This is a genomic window from Nocardia sp. NPDC088792 (genome assembly GCF_044750615.1).
Classification (GTDB): domain Bacteria; phylum Actinomycetota; class Actinomycetes; order Mycobacteriales; family Mycobacteriaceae; genus Nocardia.
Window position 1 is genome coordinate 1 of sequence record NZ_JBIVKC010000009.1, and the last position, 18,216, is coordinate 18,216.

Here is an 18,216-nt window from a genome sequence, read left to right on the forward strand (position 1 = left end):
GAGTTCTCAAAGAACACACGCACAAACGAACTCCCGGGCGCTTGTCCCGTTCGTATCGTGAGGCAACTTTTACAGCTTAGACCAGCCCTCACAGCGGAACCAAATCCGCTGGTCAAGGTGGAACCAGTGTGATCATCAGGCGCTCCTCGTCCAACCTCGTTTCCCAGGCCCTTGGGGCTCCGGGTCGGTGTCCGTGTCGCTCTGACCTGGAATAAGTTACGTGTCGCCGCGAACCAATGTCAAATCGGCTGGTCAGCGGTCTAATTGGGGGGTGTACGTCTGCGATGGGTCGATAACGAGTGCAGTCGTCGGCGAGTTCGCGGAGCGACTTCCCGGCCACAAAGAAACCGACTGGCGCGTTAGCTGGTTGCCGGGTCGGCTCGTGACCAAGGAACAAGCCATTGCCGCCATCGAACTCGTCGAACTCCTCTACGACCCGAGCCGATCGAACGACGCCGATACCCGAGCGGTCGTAGCCGCCACCGCCGCACGCCTCGGCATCCGGCCCATCGACGCCGCCATCACCCTCTCCGAACGACATCCCCACCCCTGAGTACAGCGAAGGCCGGTCCACCAGCGGTGGACCGGCCTTCGCGCGTCGAACGTCAGAATCCGGCGCGCTGCATGAACTGCCGTACTGCGTCGACACTCTGGAACTGGTTGATCTCGAAATAGAGGTTCGAGGCCGGGACGAAGATCTCCAGGGTGGCGGTGTTCTCCGAATACTGGTTGCCCGGATCGATATGAACCACCCGCGCACCCTCGTCCGTCGTCATCTGCGGATCCACCGTCTGCCAGATGTGCTCGAGTTGAGCCGGGTCCTTCACGAGGTACGCCTCGGGGAAGTAGTCGTTGTCCGGATAGTGCATCAGTCCCTGCAACAGCGGATCGTGCGCGTTGAGCGTGAACTGGGCCTTGGCGTCGTACCCGCCGTTCAACGTGGCATCGCCCGGCCGATCCCGTATATCCCGCTTCAGCACAGATTTCCGCAGCGCGGCGGGCAGTGCGTCGACCGTCGGCTGCAGATCCGCCGGCACCGCGGCCGGCGCCTTCGTCGTCGTGGTCGCCTTGGCGGAACTCGTCGTGGCCGAGGCACGCGTGCTGGTCGCGGCGCTCGGCGTCGTGGTCGGCGCGGACGCGCTGGAATTCTTGGAGTCGCCACCGCGAGTCGCGAGCACGATGCCGAGCACGATCACCAGCACCAGCACGACCGCACCGGCACCCAGCACAATCGGCGACTTCCAGACCGGCCGCTGCTGCCCGGGGCCACCGGGACCCTGCGGCGGCATATCTCCCGGCTGCGGATACCCACCTTGCTGCGGGTACCCCTGGACCGGTGCGCCAGGAAGGAAGCCCGGACCGCCCTGCGGCGCGAATCCCTGCTGCGGCGGGTAGGGCTGCGACTGATACGGCTGCGGCTGCTGAGGTGAAAAACCTTGCGGCGCTTGTGGTTGCGACGAGTACTGCGGTGGCGGGGCACCGTAGCCGGGTGGTGGCGGGCCCTGCGGGCCGGAAGCGCCCGGGTTCGGGCCGTGCGGTGGATAGGTCATCAGGTATGTCCCCTCACTGTCTCGAGCCGGACCCCCGTCACGACTCGCACGGGTGACGGTACCGAGCGCCGGGATCCATCTCCGACCCCGGGATGACGGCAGCGCCGAAAGCTTCACCCCGCGAGGGAAATCCGTCCGCCACGAGTGGAATTCCTTTGACAGCGCCCGCGTCGAAGCTCAGATTGGGGCTGTGACAGGTGCACTCGCAGGAGAAGTCACCCTCCTCGCACACTCGCGCACCGAGCGCCCGCGGTGGCGGCAAGGGCTGCGGTGGCTGCGCGGGCCCGCCGGCCAGCCGGCCTGGGCGCGCCCCGCGCTCCTCGGGATCGCCGGACTCGCCGGAGTGCTCTACGCGTGGGGCATCGCGAGCCAGGTTCCGCACCTCTACTACTCGGCCGCCGTGCGCTCGATGTCGATGAGCTGGCACAACGCCTTCTTCGCCGCCTTCGACCCCGACGCCACCATCAGCATCGACAAACTGCCCGGCGCGTTCTGGGTGCAGGCACTGTCGGTGCGGATCTTCGGGCCGCACGTCTGGGCATTCATCCTGCCGCAGGTCATCGAGGGTGTACTGACCGTACTGGTGCTGTACCGGGCAGTTCGCAGGCTGTCGGGTCCGGGCGCGGCCCTCATCGCGGCCGCGGTGGCGGCGGTGACGCCCGCGACCGTCGCGCTGAATCGGGGCAATATCTCGGACACGCTGCTCGTACTGCTGCTGGTGCTGGCCGCGGATCAGGCGGCGGCCGCCGTACAGACCGGTCGCCACCGGCACCTGCTGTACTCCGGACTCTGGATAGGGCTCGCCTTCCAGGCCAAGATGGTGCAGGCCTGGTTCGTCGTGCCGGCCGTCGCGGCGGCAGTACTCCTCGCGACGCCACGAAACCTGTTGCGGCAGCGCATCATCGGCGTCCTCGGCTTCGGAGCCGTCACCGTCGCCGTGTCACTGAGCTGGATGACCATCGTCAGCCTGCTCCCCGCCGGACATCGGCCCTACGTGGACGGCAGCCGGGACAACTCACTGTTCGCGCAGGTCTTCGTCTACAACGCGGCCAGCCGGACCGATAGCGGATTCAGCGTCGGCGCGGCCAATTTCGCCACCACCTCCAGCGGACCCGGATACCGGAACTCGCTCGTACTCGGACCGGACAATCACTTCGACCACCTCTTCGGCGGCGGTGGCGGCCGCGAGGCCGGCTGGCTCGTCCCCCTCGCACTGCTCTGCCTCGCCGCCCTCGCCTGGGCCGGCCGCCGGCGCCCGCGCACCGATCCCGGCACCGCCGCACTCACGCTGTGGGGCGGATGGCTGCTCATCCACCTGGCCGTCTTCCTGGCCATCGGTACGGTCAACCCCTACTACCTCGCGGTACTCACCCCGGCCACCGCGGCACTGATCGGCATGGGCGCCATGGCATTCCGGCACTCCACCGATCGACGCGTGCGCATCGGCGGCACGATCGCCATCGCCGCCACGGCCGGTTATGGCTGGTGGCTGCTCACCCCCGCACCGGGCTGGGTGCGCGTCACGGTGGCCGTCCTCACCCTCGTGGCCGGGCTGCTCGCGGTGTGGGCCCGAGGCACCCGGGCACTGGCGCTGCTGCTCGCCACGGCCCTCACCGCGCCGGCGGCGGCCGCCCTGTCACTCGTCGCCGACGGGTACGGGCCGCTGGACATGCCCTTCGAATCCGCGCAGACCCGGCAGGTCACCCAGGTCTTCATGCGCGCGGGCCTCACCTCGGCCGGGCAGTTGAACGCACAACTCGCGAAAATGCCGAGCCACCCACGGTATCCGCTGGTCACCTACACCTCGGTGCTCGCCGGACCGTTCATCCTCGACAGCGGGCAAGAGGTGCCCAGCATCGGCGGATTCACCGGCATGGCGCCCGTACCCACCACCGCCGACATCGCCCGGCTGGTCGAGACCGGGCAGATCGGGATCGTCCTGGCCAGCCCGGCCGACGACGAGCGCCTCACCTGGATCCAGCGGCACTGCCGCAAACTACCCAACGACGATTCGGCCATCGCCGTCTACGACTGCAGCCGCCACTGACACCCGCCGGAACACGACGGCGACCTGCTCACCGAATTCGGCCTGCCCGCTCGACGATCAGGCGATGGGCTCGTCGGTGGAGCAGACCTTCCAGACGCCCTCCGAACGGGCGAGGCGGAACCGGACCTGCTGCGGCGCAGGGGAATCCGCGCGGGACAGCACGGCCTCGATCGTCGCGGTATCGCCGTCCATCCGGGTGGCCGCGAAACCGTCCACGCTGAGGCGGGCGCGCCGGGACGGCTTGCCGCGCACCAGGGTGACCGCGACCAGCGGACCCAGGGTCTCCAATTCCTCGACCATGCAGCCACACTCGCTGTTGCGGTGCCGCGCGCGGTCGACGGCGTTCGCGGCGGCGACGTAATCGCGCACGGCCTGTTCGACGATCGGCGGGCGGCGGCGCGCCGCAACCCCGGTGTGAGCACGCTTTCTACTGATCAACCTCATGGATGCATCCGCCCCTGCACTCGAGCAAATAATTGGCTACTCGAGAATTCTGCGGGGTGCCGACAGGCCCGCGCAAACGGATGCGACCACCATCACAACCCCCGGCCGCGGAAACGCCGGAAGCCGGCCCACCCGCAGGTGAACCGGCTTCCGGTGCGAAAAGAGTTGCCTGGAGGCAGGACTCAGAAGTCCATGCCACCCATGCCACCGGTCGGGTCGCCCGCGGGGGCGGCCTTCTCCGGCTTGTCGGCGACAACAGCCTCGGTGGTGAGGAACAGAGCCGCGATGGAGGCCGCGTTCTGCAGGGCCGAGCGGGTGACCTTGACCGGGTCGGCAACGCCGGCGGCCAGCAGGTCGACGTACTCGCCCGAATCGGCGTTCAGGCCGTGGCCGGCGGGAAGGTTCGAAACCTTCTCGGCCACAACGCCCGGCTCCAGGCCGGCGTTGAAGGCGATCTGCTTCAGCGGAGCCGAGAGCGCGACGCGCACGATGTTCGCGCCGGTGGCCTCGTCACCGGTCAGGGACAGCTCGTCCAGGGCCGGAGCCGACTGCAGCAGGGCCACGCCACCACCGGCGACGATGCCCTCTTCGACGGCAGCCTTGGCGTTACGCACGGCATCTTCGATGCGGTGCTTGCGCTCCTTCAGCTCGACCTCGGTCGCGGCGCCGGCCTTGATGACCGCAACACCGCCGGCCAGCTTGGCCAGACGCTCCTGCAGCTTCTCACGGTCGTAATCCGAGTCCGAGTTCTCGATCTCGGTGCGGATCTGCGCGACACGGCCCTTGATGGCCTCCGGGTCGCCCGCGCCCTCGACGATGGTGGTCTCGTCCTTGGTGACGACGACCTTGCGGGCCTGGCCCAGCAGCTCCAGACCGGCGGTCTCCAGGGAGAGGCCGACCTCTTCGCTGATGACCTCGCCACCGGTCAGGATGGCGATATCGGCCAGCATGGCCTTGCGACGGTCACCGAAGCCCGGGGCCTTGACGGCGATGGACTTGAAGGTGCCACGGATCTTGTTCACGACCAGAGTCGAAAGCGCTTCGCCCTCAACGTCTTCCGCGATGATCAGCAGCGGCTTGCCGGCCTGGATGACCTTCTCCAGCAGCGGCAGCAGGTCCTTGACGGTGGAGATCTTGGAACCGACCAGGAGGATGTAGGGATCCTCCATGACCGCTTCCTGACGCTCCGGGTCGGTCACGAAGTAACCGGAGATGTAGCCCTTGTCGAAGCGCATGCCCTCGGTCAGCTCCAGCTGGAGACCGAAGGTGTTGCTCTCCTCGACGGTGATGACGCCTTCCTTGCCGACCTTGTCCATGGCCTCGGCGATCAGCTCACCGATGGACGAGTCGCCCGCCGAGATACCGGCGGTGGCAGCGATCTGCTCCTTGGTCTCGACCTCCTTGGCGGTCGCAAGCAGCTTGGTGGTGACGGCCTCGACGGCCTTCTCGATGCCGCGCTTCAGGCCCAGCGGGTTGGCGCCGGCGGCCACGTTGCGCAGGCCCTCGCGCACGAGCGCCTGGGCGAGCACGGTCGCGGTGGTGGTGCCGTCACCCGCGACGTCGTCGGTCTTCTTCGCAACTTCCTTGACGAGCTCCGCGCCGATCTTCTCGTACGGGTCCTCGAGCTCGATTTCCTTCGCGATGGAGACACCATCGTTGGTGATGGTGGGGGCGCCCCACTTCTTCTCCAGCACGACATTGCGGCCCTTGGGGCCAAGGGTCACCTTGACAGCGTCGGCGAGGCTGTTCAGGCCACGCTCGAGTCCGCGGCGAGCCTCTTCGTCGTACGCAATTGTCTTGGCCATTGCGTTGAGATCCTCCAGATCAGGGGATTGACATGATCTGGTCAGGTTCGGTGCCCGCGACGGACGACCGGTTGACCGGTCTCACCGTTCCGACCTAGCACTCAGGGGTCCGGAGTGCCAAACCCCTTTCTAGCACTCCCCACCAGGGAGTGCAAGGTTGGGGCTGCGCCCTGAAGCCCGAAAAAGGAGGCGGGGCCAAGCCCCCGAAACCCCTCAGGGCTACACCCGTCCATAGCCCGGCGACGGAATCATGGCCGCGCGAGTCCCTTCTCGGCGGCCGGGTAGGACGGGCTTCTATAAGCCGAAGCCGGCGCGGTCGTCGACGCGTAGCAGGAGGGCGATCAGGGCGTCGGTGCGGCGTTCCTCCGGGGTGCGCGGCTCGCCGTGTTCGATATTGACGAGTTCGGCGTCCTGGAGGAGGAGTTCCGCTTCGATGCGCATGATGGCCCGGACGAACGGCGGCGCTACCTCGGGAGGCAGGTCGCCGTTCACTATGTAGCCGCCGTCCGGCGTGTCCTCGGTAGTGACATAACTCAGCGCGCGCAGCAGGTCAGCGCGCAGTTCCCCCGCTATTAGGTCGGAACCTTCGTCGTCCGCCATGCCGATATCGTATCGGGCGCTCGCTCCGGAACGCGGGAGCTGTGCGCGCAGAACTACTGCGGATCCGCAGATTCCGAGGTGGGGGCCGCTTTCTGGGCGACAATCGACGCGAGCAGGGTGGTCAGATCGGCCGACAACTCATCCTTGTCGAGGCCCAGACCGGACAGCACGCCGGTACCGGCCTCGAGATCCAGCAGGGCAAGCAGGATGTGCTCGGTGCCGATGTAGTTGTGACCCAGCCGCAGCGCCTCACGGAAGGTCAGCTCGAGGGCCTTGCGGGACTGGCCGTCGAACGGGATGAGCGCGGGTACGGCCTCGCCCGAGGCGAGTGGCAGGGCGTTCACGGCGACGCGGCGGACGGCCTCGTCGGAGACGCCCTTGGCATTGATGAGCTTCACGGCCAAGGAATCCGGCTCGGCCAGCAGGCCGAGGATCAGGTGCTCGGGCGTGATCTCGAGATTGCCGACCGAACGCGCCTCCTCCTGCGCGGCCACCACCACATTGCGAGCACGTGGGGTGAAGCGGGCGAAGCCGTCCTTGGGATCCATGATCGCGGCTTCCAGATTGCTGGAGGACTTGGCGACGAAGCGCTTCTGGGCGGCCTGCTTGGTGACGCCCATACTCTGGCCGATCTCGGTCCAGGACGCGCCGGAACGGCGGGCCTGGTCGACGAAGTGGCCGATCAGGTGATCGGCCACCTCGCCCAGATGGTTGGCGGCGACGACGGCGGCGTTGAGCTGTTCCAGGACATCGTCGGGGAGGGCCTTCTTGATGCCGTCGATCAGGTCATCGAGGCGGATATGCGGGTTCGTCATATCGTCAACGATAGGTTGACCACACTACGATGGTCAACCATTAGTTGACGATAGTTCCACTTCCGAGACCCTCCGGGGCAAGCCCCTGAAACCCCTGATCAGAGCTTGGCGACGCGACCGACGCCGCGGACGATCTGCTCTTTCACGAAGACCGCCGGACGGCCGGTGAGGACCAGGCGGGCCATGGAGTCGTCCGCGTGGACGTGCTGGATGACGGCGTCGCGGCGGCCGAGGCTGATGCACTGCAGGATGTACCAGCCCTTGTGCGGGGCGGGGGTCTTGCCGCGGAGGCGGGTGGCGACGGCCTTGCCGAGGTAGGCGCCGGCGGGCATGGCGGTGGCGCAGGCCATGCGGAGTTCGCGGCCGTCGGGGCCGTGCATGGCGGCGGCGTCGCCCACCGCGTAGATGTTCTCGCGGTCGAGGACGCGCAGGTCGGGGCCGACCAGCAGGCGGCCGTGCGCGTCGACGGGGAGACCCGAGCGAGCCGCCACATCGGGCACCGCGAAACCTGCTGTCCAGAGCACGATGTCGGCCGGTATGTGCTCGCCGCCGACCAGTTCGAGACCCGCGGCGGTCACCTCCGCCACCTTGACATCGGCGTGCACCTGCACGCCGAGCCGCTGCAGGGTGACGCGAATGTGGTTGCACGCCTTGGCCGTCAGCCAGCTGCCCGGCTCGTTCGAACTCACCAGGATCACGTCCAGGTCCGGCCGGGATTCGGCGAGTTCGGCGGCGGTCTCGATGCCGGTCGGGCCGCCGCCGACCACGGCGACCCGGCCGGCGAGGGCGGGCATGGCGGGCAGATCCTCGGGAGTTGCCACGGCATGGGCGAATTCGGCCGCGCCCGGCACCGCGGTGCGGTCGCCGCGGCTGCCGAGCGCGTAGATCAGGGTGTCGTATTCGATGCAGTCGGGTGTGGCCCCGGCGTTCGCGGCGGCGGTCAGTTCGATGCGGCGGGCATCGGGGTCGATGCGGGTCGCGTACGCGTTGACGAAGTGGATTCCCTTGGGCTCCAGCGCGTTTCGAAGATCGATGCGCTCGACGGGCTGGCCCGCGATGACCTGGTGGAGGCGGACGCGGGAGAGGAATTCGGTGCGGGCGTCGATCACGGTGACCTGTGCGCCCTGCGCCTTGGCCGCTTCCTTGGCGGCCGAGAGTCCGGCGTACCCCGCGCCCAGGATGACGATGCGATGTGCGGTCATGAGAGTGGTCCTTCCAAGCTGTCCGACACCCTCTAGACCGGACAGCCGCGCGATCCCTGACAGCTCCGCGCTGTGTCCTGCGTCACCCCCGTCGGGAGGCGCGGTTCAGCCGGCGATCTCGCCGGCGCGCGCCTGCTCGACGCGCCGGAAATACACCAGCTTGTCCGGGTTCACGACCACCTGTGCCGCCGCGATCGAATCGCCGATGAACTCGGCGAACACGACCCCGACCACCTGACCGCCGGCCCGGGCCACCACCGCCGGCGCGCCGTTGATCTCCTCGATACCGAGGGCGAAGCCCGGCAGGTCGACGGTGCAGAGCTTGACGAGGTAGTGGGCCACCCGGCCCAGGCCCACGATCGGACGGCGCGCCGCATTGAGCTTGCCGCCGCCGTCGGCGGTCGCCATGATGTCGGCGGTGAACATCGCCTCCAGGGAGGCCACATCACCGGATTGCGCGGCGTTCAGGAACTTTTCGAGCAAGGCGAACGAGTGCGCGGGCGCCGGATCGAAGCGGGCGCGATCCTCGCGGACCCGCTGGCCGGCGCGGCGGTAGAGCTGCTGGGAGTTGGCCTCGGTGAACCCGAGCATGTCGGCGATCTCGCGGTGGGCGTAACCGAACGCCTCGCGCAGTACGAAGACCGCGCGTTCGGCGGGGGTCAGGCGTTCCGACAGGGCCAGGAACGCGATGGACACCATTTCGCGCTGTTCGGCGGATTCCAGCGGGCCGAGTTCGCCACGGCCGGTGGGGACGGGCTCGGGTAGCCAAGGGCCGACGTAGGTTTCGCGGCGGGCGCGGGCCGACTCCAGCCAGGTGCGGCACAGGTTCACCAGCACGGTGGTCAACCAGGCTTCGGCGGAACGGATTTCGGTGCGGACGGTGGCGTCCCAGCGCAGGTAGGTTTCCTGCACGGCGTCCTCGGCCTCGCTCGCCGAACCCAGCATCCGGTAGGCGAGCGCGAACAGGCGCGGGCGGTGCCGCTCGAATTCCACCAGCCCGTCGGCGTCCATGGCCTCCACCCCGTTCTCGCGTCACATGATCGGCGCCATGTCACATAGTCGTTCCGCGACAATACGCCTGGGCGTGAGGTGGGCGAATGCGCGCCCGGGCTATTTCGCGGCGCCGATGGCCACGGCGACAGGGCTTTTCGCGTAGTCGGCGACGGTGCAGGCGAGCCGGGCAGTGCCGAGCGCCACATTCGGGCTGCCGTCGAACTTGGAACCCGGGTTGGCGGCGAGGATCTGGCCGATCACCTGCTTCTCGGTGTCCTCGGTCAGCTGGAGGAAGTCGTGGCAGTCGGTCTGCGCGCCGTTCGGGGCGGTGGTCTGCTGCGCCACGGACGCGGTGACGGGCGCGGCGGCGGGCGGTTCGATCAGGGGCGCCGCCGATGTGGTGGCCGCGGCGGTGGTGGGGAGGACCGGGGCCGAGTTCGCGGTCGAGGCCGTTTTCGCGGCGGTGGTCGAGGTGGCCTGCCGGACCCCATCGGCCGGGGTGGATTTGCCCGACCCGCAGCCGGCGAGACTCAACACCATCGCGCCTGCCGCGAGGGCGACGATCGAAGAACGTTTCATACCCTGCTTCCCGAACTCTTTCCGCTACTGCAGGCGCGGGGCGGGCCCGGCGCTCGCAGCAGCGTACCCGGGCTCGCCGAGTCCCGGAAGAGCTCGTTCGCAGAGGTCAGTGAACGTGCTGCTGCCAGTCGGCAGGCACCCGCTCCCGCGGGCCCGGCACCGTCTGATTCAGCGGGTGATGCTGCGGCGGCGCCAATTCCGGGCCCTCGTACATGCCCTCGTCCTGGAAGTTGTAGAACCAGTCCTCCCCCGGCTCGAAGCTCTGCACGAAGGGATGACCGGAGCTCTTGAAGTGCTTGGTGGCGTGCTGGGACGGGGAACTGTCACAACAGCCGACGTGCCCGCACTCGGCGCATCGGCGCAGATGCACCCACCAGCCCTCGGCCGCTTCGCATTCCACGCAACCGGTGCCGCTGGGGGCGACGCTCGGATCGATTCCGGGAATCTGCTCGGACATCAATTACCTCCTGTATTCGATTGTGCTGCTTCGCCTTCGGCGACCTCCGGGCTCTCCAGCGGCAGGCGAACGATGAAACGCGTATTGCCGGGCTCGGATTCGACACGGATATCGCCGTGATGCTTGTTCACCACGATGCGGAACGAGATGTCCAGGCCCAGACCGGTGCCCTCGCCGACCGGCTTGGTGGTGAAGAACGGCTCGAAGATGCGATTGCGGATCTCCGCGGGCACGCCCGGGCCGGTGTCACCGATCTCCACCGCGACGCATTCGTTCTCGCGGTAGGTGCGGATGGTGAGAACGCCGTGCCCGCCCATGGCGGAGACCGCATTGTCGATCAGGTTGGTCCACACCTGATTCAGTTCGGCGGCGAAGCAGGGCACGGGCGCCAGCCCGCGGTCGTACTCCTTGACCACCTCGATATCGTCGCCGATCTTGCGGGCCAGCATGACCAGGGTGCTGTCCAGCAGTTCGTGGATGTCGACCACCTGGAAGGGCGCGCGATCCATCTGCGAATACTGCTTGGCCGCGTTCACCAGCGAGGAGATGCGGTTGGTCGAGTCGGTGATCTCGTTCATCAGCAACTCGGTCTCGACCGTGTAGTTGAGCCAGCGGATGGCGCCCTCGAAAACATCGGGGCCGCAACCGGACAGGGTGCCGTGCACCTTCTCCATCCAGTCGATATCGAAGCCGGCCTGCACGAAGTTGGGCGCCAGGTCCCAGCCGTTGTCGATGGCGTGGTCCGCCAGCCAGTCGCCGATCTCGTCCTCGCGGTCGGCGGCCTCCATCGAGGTCAGGGTGGGGGCCTTGAGCACCTGCGCGGCGGCCTCCTCCTGCAGCTGGGCCAGGGCCTCCATGGTGTTGGAGTCGAACTTGCCGTGCGCCATCATCTTCAGCTTGTGCCGCATGCCCGCGACGCGGTCCCGCAGCGAGGAGGTGGCGCGCACCGCGGCGGCGGCCGGATTGTTCAGCTCGTGCGTGAGGCCCGCCGACAGCGAACCCAGCGCGAGCAATCGCTCACGCTGACCGAGGATCTCGTTGGTATTGCGATTGCCGAAGAACAGGCCCTCCAGCAGGTGCAGGGCCATCGGGAACCATTCCTTCATCATCTTCGCGAAGGAGGCGGCATCCAGGACGAAGAAGGTGGCCGGCGTGACGACGTTCATGGAACCGGCGTAGTGCTGGTCCACCTTGTCGCCCATGTAGGCGGTCCACGCGCCGGAGTACGAACCGCGGTGCGTGGTGCGCACCAGTTCGATCTGCTCGCCGCCGGAGTTCTTGGTGAGCACCAGCTCACCCTCCATCAGCACATAGAAGCAGGTGGCCGGTTCGCCCTCGGCGTAGACGGGCCCGGGTTCGAACCGCTCCACCCGGCCGTCCCTGCAGAGCCACGCCAGCTGTTCGTCGTTCAGCTTCTCGAACAGGAACAGCGTGCGCAGTTCATTGGGATCACAGATCAATCGGGTATTGCCCATTCCGGCCACTCCTACTGTTTCGCCAGGTAGCGGTGCACGAGCATGACGGCCATGGCGCCCTCGCCGACCGCCGACGCCACCCGCTTCGCGGATTCCGACCGCACGTCGCCCGCCACGAACACGCCGGGCACGCTGGTCTCCAAATGCTGTGGCGGCCGCGGCAATTCCCAGCCCGCCGGGCGCTCGCCGTCCACCATGAGGTCGGGGCCGGCGAGCACGAAACCCTTGTCGTCGCGGTGCACCTGATCGTCCAGCCAATCGGTTTCCGGTGCGGCGCCGATGAACAGGAACAGGCGTTCCGTGTCCACCTTCTCCTCGGCACCGGTCTTGTTGTCGCGCAGCACGATTCGCTCCAGATGATCGTCGCCGTCGGCCGCGACCACCTCGGTGCCGGTGTGCACGGTGATATTCGGGATCTGCTCGATCTGCTGAATCAGGTAGTGCGACATGGACGCTTCCAGCGAGGCGCCGCGCACCAGGATGTGCACCGAGCGCGCGTTCCGGGACAGGAACACCGCCGCCTGGCCCGCCGAGTTGGCGCCGCCCACGATGTAGACATCGCGTTCGGCGCAGTCGCTGGCCTCGGTCATGGCCGAGCCGTAGTAGACGCCGCGGCCGGTGTAGTCGTCCACGCCCGGCGCCGGATGGTGCCGGTAGTTGACGCCGGTCGCGATGAGCACCGAATGCGCGGCGATACTGCCGCCGTCGGCGAACTTCACCACGCGCGCCGAACCGCACTGCTCCAGCGCCACCACTTCACGGGCGGTGATCAGTTCGGCCCCGAATTTCACGGCCTGCCGCCGCGCCCGATCCGCCAGCTGGGCGCCCGAGAGACCGTCCGGGAAGCCCAGATAGTTCTCGATCCGCGAACTCTGACCCGCCTGCCCGCCGGTCGCGGTGCGCTCGACGAGCACGGTGCGCAGCCCCTCCGACGCGCCGTAGACCGCCGCGCCCAAACCGGCCGGGCCGCCGCCCACCACGATGAGGTCGTAGAAGTCTTCCGCCGGTGCGGTGTTCAGGCCCACGCTCACCGCGAGTTCCGCGTCGGTGGGCATGATCAGCACGTCACCGGTCGAGCTGATGATGACCGGGCACTGATCCTCGTTCGCGCCGGCCGCGGTGAGCAGGCGGGCGCCCTCCGGCTCGTCGAACTGATACCAGCGGTAGGGCAACTGATTGCGCGCCAGGAATTCCCGCACCTCCGAGCAGCGCGCCGACCAGCGGTGCCCCACCACCTTGGTCTCGGTGACCGGCTTGTGCGCGTCGCCGCGCCACGCCTCCAGCAGGGAGTCGACGACCGGATACAGCTTCTCCTCCGGCGGATCCCACGGCTTGAGCAGGTAATGGTCGAGGTCGACCACATTGATGGCCTCGATGGCCGCATTGGTGTCGGCGTAGGCGGTCAGCAGCACGCGCCGCGCGTACGGGTGCAGGTCCATGGCCTGCTCCAGGAATTCGACGCCGTTCATACCGGGCATCCGGTAGTCGGCGATCAGCACCGCGACCGGCTGGCCGCGCAGTTTCATTTCCCGCAAAGCCTCGAGCGCGTCCGCCCCCGACTCCGCCCGCAAGATCCGGTAGTCCGCGCCGTACCGGCGGCGCAGGTCGCGGACGACGGCGCGCGAGACACCCGGATCGTCGTCGACGCTGAGGATGGCCGGTTTGGCGGCAGCTGGTGAAGTCACCTAAGCAGTATGAAGTGGGTTGGCAACCTGGCGCATGACCTGTTCGCCACGGGCATACCTCCGGGGGCCTCAAATTCGATGATGCTGAACCAGGTCGAGCTCACTCGGGGTCAGCAGGCGTTCCAGCTTCTCTTCCAGCGCACCGTTCGGCTTGCGCCGGGCTTTGCGGGGATGCCGGAGAGGGACTGCGGAATCGCCGGACTCTGCAGGGGGGAGGAGCGGAACAGCTCTTGCCTTGCGATGCAGGAGCGAGCGCAGGTTCACGGCCGATCACCTCACGTTTCCCGGTCAATCGGAAGTTGGTGGCGGTGTCTGTTGCTTCGTCTATCCCTTATTGTGCGCCGCTCATTACATTTGGCCCATCGACATCACCGGAATGTGATCTAGTTGATTTTCACCCCCCGGAACTAGGATTCCTCGTAGAACACAGGTCCGAACCCGGAGGCAGCGTTGCCGAAACCCCTCGAAGCCAGCATCGATATCGCTGCGACACCCGAACAGGTCTGGGGCATCGTCTCCGATCTGAAACGTATCCCGGAGTTCAGTCCCGCCACGCTGCGGATGCAACCGCTCGGGCGGGTGCACACCGGCACCTGGACGGTCCACCTGAATCGCGCCCAGCACTACGTGTACCCGACCACCGGCCGGGTCGTGCGGTACGAGCCCAACCGGGCGATCGCCTTCCGGATCAACGAGAACCGGACCATCTGGAGCTACACGCTCGAACCCACCGCCGACGGCGGCACCCATGTCGTGCAACGCCGCGACATTCCGCGGGGCGTCAGCTGGTTCTCCCGCAAGGCCACCGACGCGGCACTGGGCGGGGAACAGCCGTTCGAGGCGGCATTGATCGCCGGAATGGAAGAGACTCTCCGCAATATCAAGGCCGCACTCGAACACTGAGCGCGTAGGTTCGGGCCATGGGACGACTGACAGGGATCTGTGCCGTGGCCGCCGGTGTCGCGCTGCTGCTGACCGGATGCGGCAGCTCCGACTCCTCCGGCGATCGGACCGTGACCGTGACCGGCACCGGGAAGGTGCAGGGCACGCCCGATGTGCTCAATGCCGACCTCGGCACCGACGTGAACGCCGCCGACGTGTCCAGCGCGGTGGATCAGGCCAACAGCAAGGCCAAGGCGATCAGTGACGCCATGGTCGCTGCGGGCGCGAAACAGGCGGACATCAAGACCAGCGACCTGTCCGTGCAGCCCACCTACGGCCCGGACGGGCAGAACGTCACCGGTTATCGCGCAACCAATTCCATGCAGGTGGCGGTGCGGGAGCTGCCGAAGGCGTCGGCGATTCTGTCGGCCGCGGTGCAAGCCGGCGGCAATGACACCCGGATCAACTCGGTGTCCTTCGCGCTGGAGGACAACACCAAGCTGCTGTCGGACGCGCGGGCGCGGGCTTTCGATGACGCGAAGAGCCGTGCGCAGCAGTACGCGGATCTATCCGGCCTGAAGTTGAAGACCGTCAAGACGATCAGCGAAAACGGCAGCGACACAACGCCGCCGCCGACTTTCCGTCAGAATGCGCCGTCCGCCGCGCCGAACATCAATCTCGAACCAGGCCAGCAGACGGTCACTTTCACCGTGACCGTCGCATGGGACCTCGGTTAGTCACTTCCAGTTGGGCAGGGTGACGCACTGGGCGGCGTAGGACAGGCCCGCGCCGAAGGCGATGAGCAGGGCCGTGCCACCGGGTTTGGCGTCGCCCTTGCGCATCATGGCCTCCATGGCGAGTGGGATCGACGCGGCGGAGGTATTGCCGGTCTCCTCGATGTCATTGGCGAGGGCGCAGCTCTCCGGGAGTTTCAGGACCCGGGCCATGATGTCGATGATGCGGCCGTTGGCCTGGTGCGGCACCATGGCGTCGAGATCCTCGGGGGTGAGGCCGGCGCGTTCGATGGCATCGCGGCACACCGTCTCCAGAGAGTGTGCGGCCCAGCGGAATACGGCCGTGCCCTCCATGGCGAGATAGGGGCGGACCGCGTCGAGCCCCTTCTCCTCGATCTCGGCGAAGAACTGCATCCAGTCCTTGTCCTGGCGGATGGCGTGATGCTGGGTGCCGTCGGAACCCCAGACGGTGGGGCCGATTCCGGGTTCGTCGGAGGGGCCGACCACCACCGCGCCCGCGCCGTCGGCGAAGAGGAAGGCGGTGCCGCGGTCCTTCGGGTTGACGGTGTCGGTGAGGCGTTCGACGCCGATCACCAGGACATGCCGGGCGGTGCCGCCCTTGACCAGGTCGGAGGCGAGCGCGACGCCGTGGCAGAAGCCCGCGCAGCCGGCCGAGATATCGAAGGCCGCAACGTTTTTCAGGCCCAGCTCGGTCGCGATCTGGGGTGCGGCGGCCGGGGTGAGCAGCAGCCAGGTGGAGGTGGCGACGATGACGCAGTCGATCGCACCGGCTTCGATCTCGGCGGCTTCGATGGCATCGCGGGCGGCGGCCGCGCTCATGCTGATGATGGTTTCCCGCGGCGAGGCGAAGCGCCGGGTGCGGATGCCGGAGCGGGTGCGGATCCATTCGTCGCTGGAATCGATCGCCCCCGCGACCTCATCATTGGTGACGACTCGCTCCGGGCGGTACACGCCGAGCCCGAGCATTGCCGTGTGCTCTGCCCCAGTGATCGAGGCAAGTCGAGCAGCCATGGTGCTTCTCCTATGTACTGCGCGTCGAACGTGACCTTCATCGGGTTCCTCACCCCCACGGACCGAGCCCGCCACAGACATGAGGCTGCCTCATATTAATCGAGATACCGTGCCGTCCGAGTGCTTATGCTCACAATCGAACCGGCCTGCCAGACGGATCACCACCGCTTCCGGTCACCGAGAGCGCGAGCCCCGCGCCGCATTCCCGTATCGTGTGATCGCGGTCCTGACCGCACTTACCCGCGCATGAAAGAGGAGCTTGTGGCCCGCCGTCCCACCCCGCCCGGCACCCCCGAACGCACCGGTCTCGGCCATGTGGCCGACCTGGTTCGCAAAGCCGTTCCTCCGCTGCATCCGGCCGGACTGCCGTTCGTCGCGGCGCCGTTGACCGTTGCCGCACTCGGCATCCGGCACAAATGGGTACGCCGCGCGGGTCTGCTCGCAGCCGCGGCCACCGCAACCTTCTTCCGGCATCCGCATCGGGTGCCGCCGAATCGCGCCGGTGTCGTGGTCGCGCCCGCCGATGGTGAGGTGGCACTCGTGGATACCGCGGTGCCGCCGGCCGAGCTGGCGCTGGGCGATCAGCCGCTGCCGCGCGTGAGCATCTTCCTGAGCGTGCTGGACGTGCACGTGCAGCGCACGCCGGTGTCGGGTCTGGTGACCGAGATCGTCTACAAGAAGGGCGAATTCCTCTCGGCCGACCTACCCGAGGCGAGCGACGCGAACGAACGCAACAGCATGGTCCTCGAGACCGAGACCGGCCGCCGGATCGTGGTGGTGCAGATCGCCGGCCTGCTGGCGCGCCGGATCGTGTGCGAGGCCAAGGTCGGCGACAAGCTGACCATCGGAGATACCTACGGCCTCATCCGATTCGGATCGCGGGTCGACACCTACTTCCCCGTGGGCACCAAGCTGCTGGTCGCGCCGGGACAGCGCACCATCGGCGCGGAAACGGTGCTGGCCGAACTGGATTCGTGATGGAGCAACTCGCGCCCGCGGAGTCCGAGCGCCGCCGTAATCGCACCATCCGGCTGTTGCCGAGCATGGTGACCATCCTGGGCCTGTGCTCCGGATTGTCGTCGGTCAAGTTCGCCATGGAGGGCACGCTGGGGGTGTCGCTGGCGTTGATCGCCGCGGCCGCCGTCTTCGACATGCTGGACGGCCGCATCGCCCGCATGCTGGATGCCACCACCAAGATGGGCGCGGAACTGGATTCGCTGTCCGACGCCATCGCCTTCGGCGTCGCGCCGGCGCTGGTGCTGTACGTGACCTTCCTGCACTCCGACAGCGTGGGCTGGATTCTGGCGCTGATGTTCGCGGTGTGCATGGTGTTGCGGCTGGCCCGCTTCAACACCCTCATGGACAACGACAACACGCCGGATTGGCAGCGTGAGTACTTCGTCGGCGTCCCGGCGCCGGCGGGCGCGCTGATCGTGCTGCTGCCCATCGCGCTGTCCGAGCAGTTCCACGACGGCTGGTGGGTGAGCTTCCCGGCGGTGGCCACCTGGACGGTGCTGACCGGGCTGCTGTGTGTGAGCACGCTGCCGACGCTGGCGGTCAAGTCGGTGTCGGTGGCCCCGCGCACCGCGCCGATCCTGCTGGTGCTGGTCGGCCTGGCCGCCGCGCTGCTGGTCACCTACCCGCTGATCCTGATGATCGCCCTGGTGACGCTGTACCTGATCCACATCCCGTTCGCCGTGCACTCGGCCCGCTGGGTGGCCGCGCGACCGGAGACCTGGAACCACAAGCCCGCCGAACGCCGCGCGCAGCGCCGGGCCCAGCGCCGGCAGCGGCCGCCGCTGGCCCGCGTCCCGCGGGTCTCCACCGCCCGGCTGCGGCTGCGCCGGCCCGGCTCCCGGGATCGCTACATCGAGAACATCAAGCGCTGAAATCGGCTGCCTCAGCGGCTCTACCGG

Annotated in this window: 18 protein-coding genes; 6 read left to right on the plus strand and 12 right to left on the minus strand. The window is 67.7% G+C overall.

The window, feature by feature from the left end; translation table 11 throughout:
- The first annotated feature begins 382 nt into the window (after window positions 1-382).
- A complete protein-coding gene (locus ACIP5Y_RS44910) occupies window positions 383-553 on the plus strand; it encodes a hypothetical protein (RefSeq protein ID WP_400359814.1) in 171 nt (56 codons plus the stop codon).
- A gap of 52 nt (window positions 554-605) precedes the next feature.
- On the opposite strand, the gene ACIP5Y_RS44915 is transcribed toward ACIP5Y_RS44910, so the two are convergent.
- The gene (locus ACIP5Y_RS44915) at window positions 606-1,550 is read right to left on the minus strand and encodes a hypothetical protein (RefSeq protein WP_400359816.1); all 945 of its coding nucleotides are present in this window, start codon (window positions 1,548-1,550) and stop codon (window positions 606-608) included.
- 190 nt (window positions 1,551-1,740) lie between these two features.
- Between ACIP5Y_RS44915 and ACIP5Y_RS44920 the strand changes: the two genes are divergently transcribed.
- The gene (locus ACIP5Y_RS44920; RefSeq protein WP_400359818.1) at window positions 1,741-3,597 is read left to right on the plus strand and encodes an ArnT family glycosyltransferase; all 1,857 of its coding nucleotides are present in this window, start codon (window positions 1,741-1,743) and stop codon (window positions 3,595-3,597) included.
- A gap of 57 nt (window positions 3,598-3,654) precedes the next feature.
- Here the strand turns inward: ACIP5Y_RS44920 and ACIP5Y_RS44925 are convergent, their stop codons facing one another.
- From ACIP5Y_RS44925 to ACIP5Y_RS44970, 10 genes are all read right to left on the minus strand, one after another.
- The gene (locus ACIP5Y_RS44925; protein WP_400359820.1) at window positions 3,655-4,041 is read right to left on the minus strand and encodes a hypothetical protein; all 387 of its coding nucleotides are present in this window, start codon (window positions 4,039-4,041) and stop codon (window positions 3,655-3,657) included.
- Between the two features lie 182 nt (window positions 4,042-4,223).
- Window positions 4,224-5,846 (minus strand): chaperonin GroEL, encoded by a 1,623-nt coding sequence (groL, locus tag ACIP5Y_RS44930; protein ID WP_400359822.1) that lies wholly within the window; start codon window positions 5,844-5,846, stop codon window positions 4,224-4,226.
- Window positions 5,847-6,140: 294 nt separating this feature from the next.
- Window positions 6,141-6,446: a hypothetical protein gene (locus tag ACIP5Y_RS44935; RefSeq protein WP_400359824.1), complete on the minus strand. Its 306-nt coding sequence runs from the start codon at window positions 6,444-6,446 to the stop codon at window positions 6,141-6,143.
- Window positions 6,447-6,499: 53 nt separating this feature from the next.
- On the minus strand, window positions 6,500-7,261 hold the full coding sequence (locus ACIP5Y_RS44940; protein ID WP_400359826.1) for a Clp protease N-terminal domain-containing protein: 762 nt from the start codon (window positions 7,259-7,261) through the stop codon (window positions 6,500-6,502).
- Between the two features lie 98 nt (window positions 7,262-7,359).
- On the minus strand, window positions 7,360-8,463 hold the full coding sequence (locus ACIP5Y_RS44945; protein WP_400359828.1) for an NAD(P)/FAD-dependent oxidoreductase: 1,104 nt from the start codon (window positions 8,461-8,463) through the stop codon (window positions 7,360-7,362).
- 105 nt (window positions 8,464-8,568) lie between these two features.
- Entirely contained in the window at window positions 8,569-9,474 is a 906-nt protein-coding gene (locus ACIP5Y_RS44950; RefSeq protein WP_400359830.1) for an RNA polymerase sigma-70 factor, read from the minus strand.
- Window positions 9,475-9,573: 99 nt separating this feature from the next.
- Window positions 9,574-10,035, minus strand: a complete 462-nt coding sequence (locus ACIP5Y_RS44955; protein WP_400359832.1) for a hypothetical protein — start codon at window positions 10,033-10,035, stop codon at window positions 9,574-9,576.
- A 106-nt stretch (window positions 10,036-10,141) separates the two neighbouring features.
- Window positions 10,142-10,492, minus strand: a complete 351-nt coding sequence (locus tag ACIP5Y_RS44960) for a UBP-type zinc finger domain-containing protein (RefSeq protein WP_400359833.1) — start codon at window positions 10,490-10,492, stop codon at window positions 10,142-10,144.
- Window positions 10,492-11,967 carry an ATP-binding protein gene (locus ACIP5Y_RS44965; RefSeq protein WP_400359835.1) on the minus strand — a complete coding sequence of 492 codons (1,476 nt, stop codon included), beginning with the start codon at window positions 11,965-11,967 and terminating at the stop codon, window positions 10,492-10,494. Before ACIP5Y_RS44965 ends, ACIP5Y_RS44960 begins: the two co-directional genes overlap by 1 nt.
- 11 nt (window positions 11,968-11,978) lie before the next feature.
- On the minus strand, window positions 11,979-13,652 hold the full coding sequence (locus ACIP5Y_RS44970; protein WP_400359837.1) for an FAD-dependent oxidoreductase: 1,674 nt from the start codon (window positions 13,650-13,652) through the stop codon (window positions 11,979-11,981).
- Window positions 13,653-14,102: 450 nt separating this feature from the next.
- Here ACIP5Y_RS44970 and ACIP5Y_RS44975 point away from each other — a divergent pair, with 450 nt between their 5' ends.
- Window positions 14,103-14,555: an SRPBCC family protein gene (locus ACIP5Y_RS44975; RefSeq protein ID WP_400359839.1), complete on the plus strand. Its 453-nt coding sequence runs from the start codon at window positions 14,103-14,105 to the stop codon at window positions 14,553-14,555.
- A gap of 17 nt (window positions 14,556-14,572) precedes the next feature.
- A complete protein-coding gene (locus tag ACIP5Y_RS44980; protein ID WP_400359841.1) occupies window positions 14,573-15,271 on the plus strand; it encodes an SIMPL domain-containing protein in 699 nt (232 codons plus the stop codon).
- Here the strand turns inward: ACIP5Y_RS44980 and ACIP5Y_RS44985 are convergent, their stop codons facing one another.
- Window positions 15,272-16,300: a beta-ketoacyl-ACP synthase III gene (locus ACIP5Y_RS44985; RefSeq protein ID WP_400359843.1), complete on the minus strand. Its 1,029-nt coding sequence runs from the start codon at window positions 16,298-16,300 to the stop codon at window positions 15,272-15,274.
- 261 nt (window positions 16,301-16,561) lie between these two features.
- Between ACIP5Y_RS44985 and ACIP5Y_RS44990 the strand changes: the two genes are divergently transcribed.
- Window positions 16,562-17,278: a phosphatidylserine decarboxylase gene (locus ACIP5Y_RS44990; RefSeq protein WP_400360277.1), complete on the plus strand. Its 717-nt coding sequence runs from the start codon at window positions 16,562-16,564 to the stop codon at window positions 17,276-17,278.
- Window positions 17,278-18,189: a CDP-diacylglycerol--serine O-phosphatidyltransferase gene (gene pssA / locus ACIP5Y_RS44995; RefSeq protein ID WP_400359845.1), complete on the plus strand. Its 912-nt coding sequence runs from the start codon at window positions 17,278-17,280 to the stop codon at window positions 18,187-18,189. Before ACIP5Y_RS44990 ends, pssA begins: the two co-directional genes overlap by 1 nt.
- Window positions 18,190-18,216 lie beyond the last annotated feature (27 nt).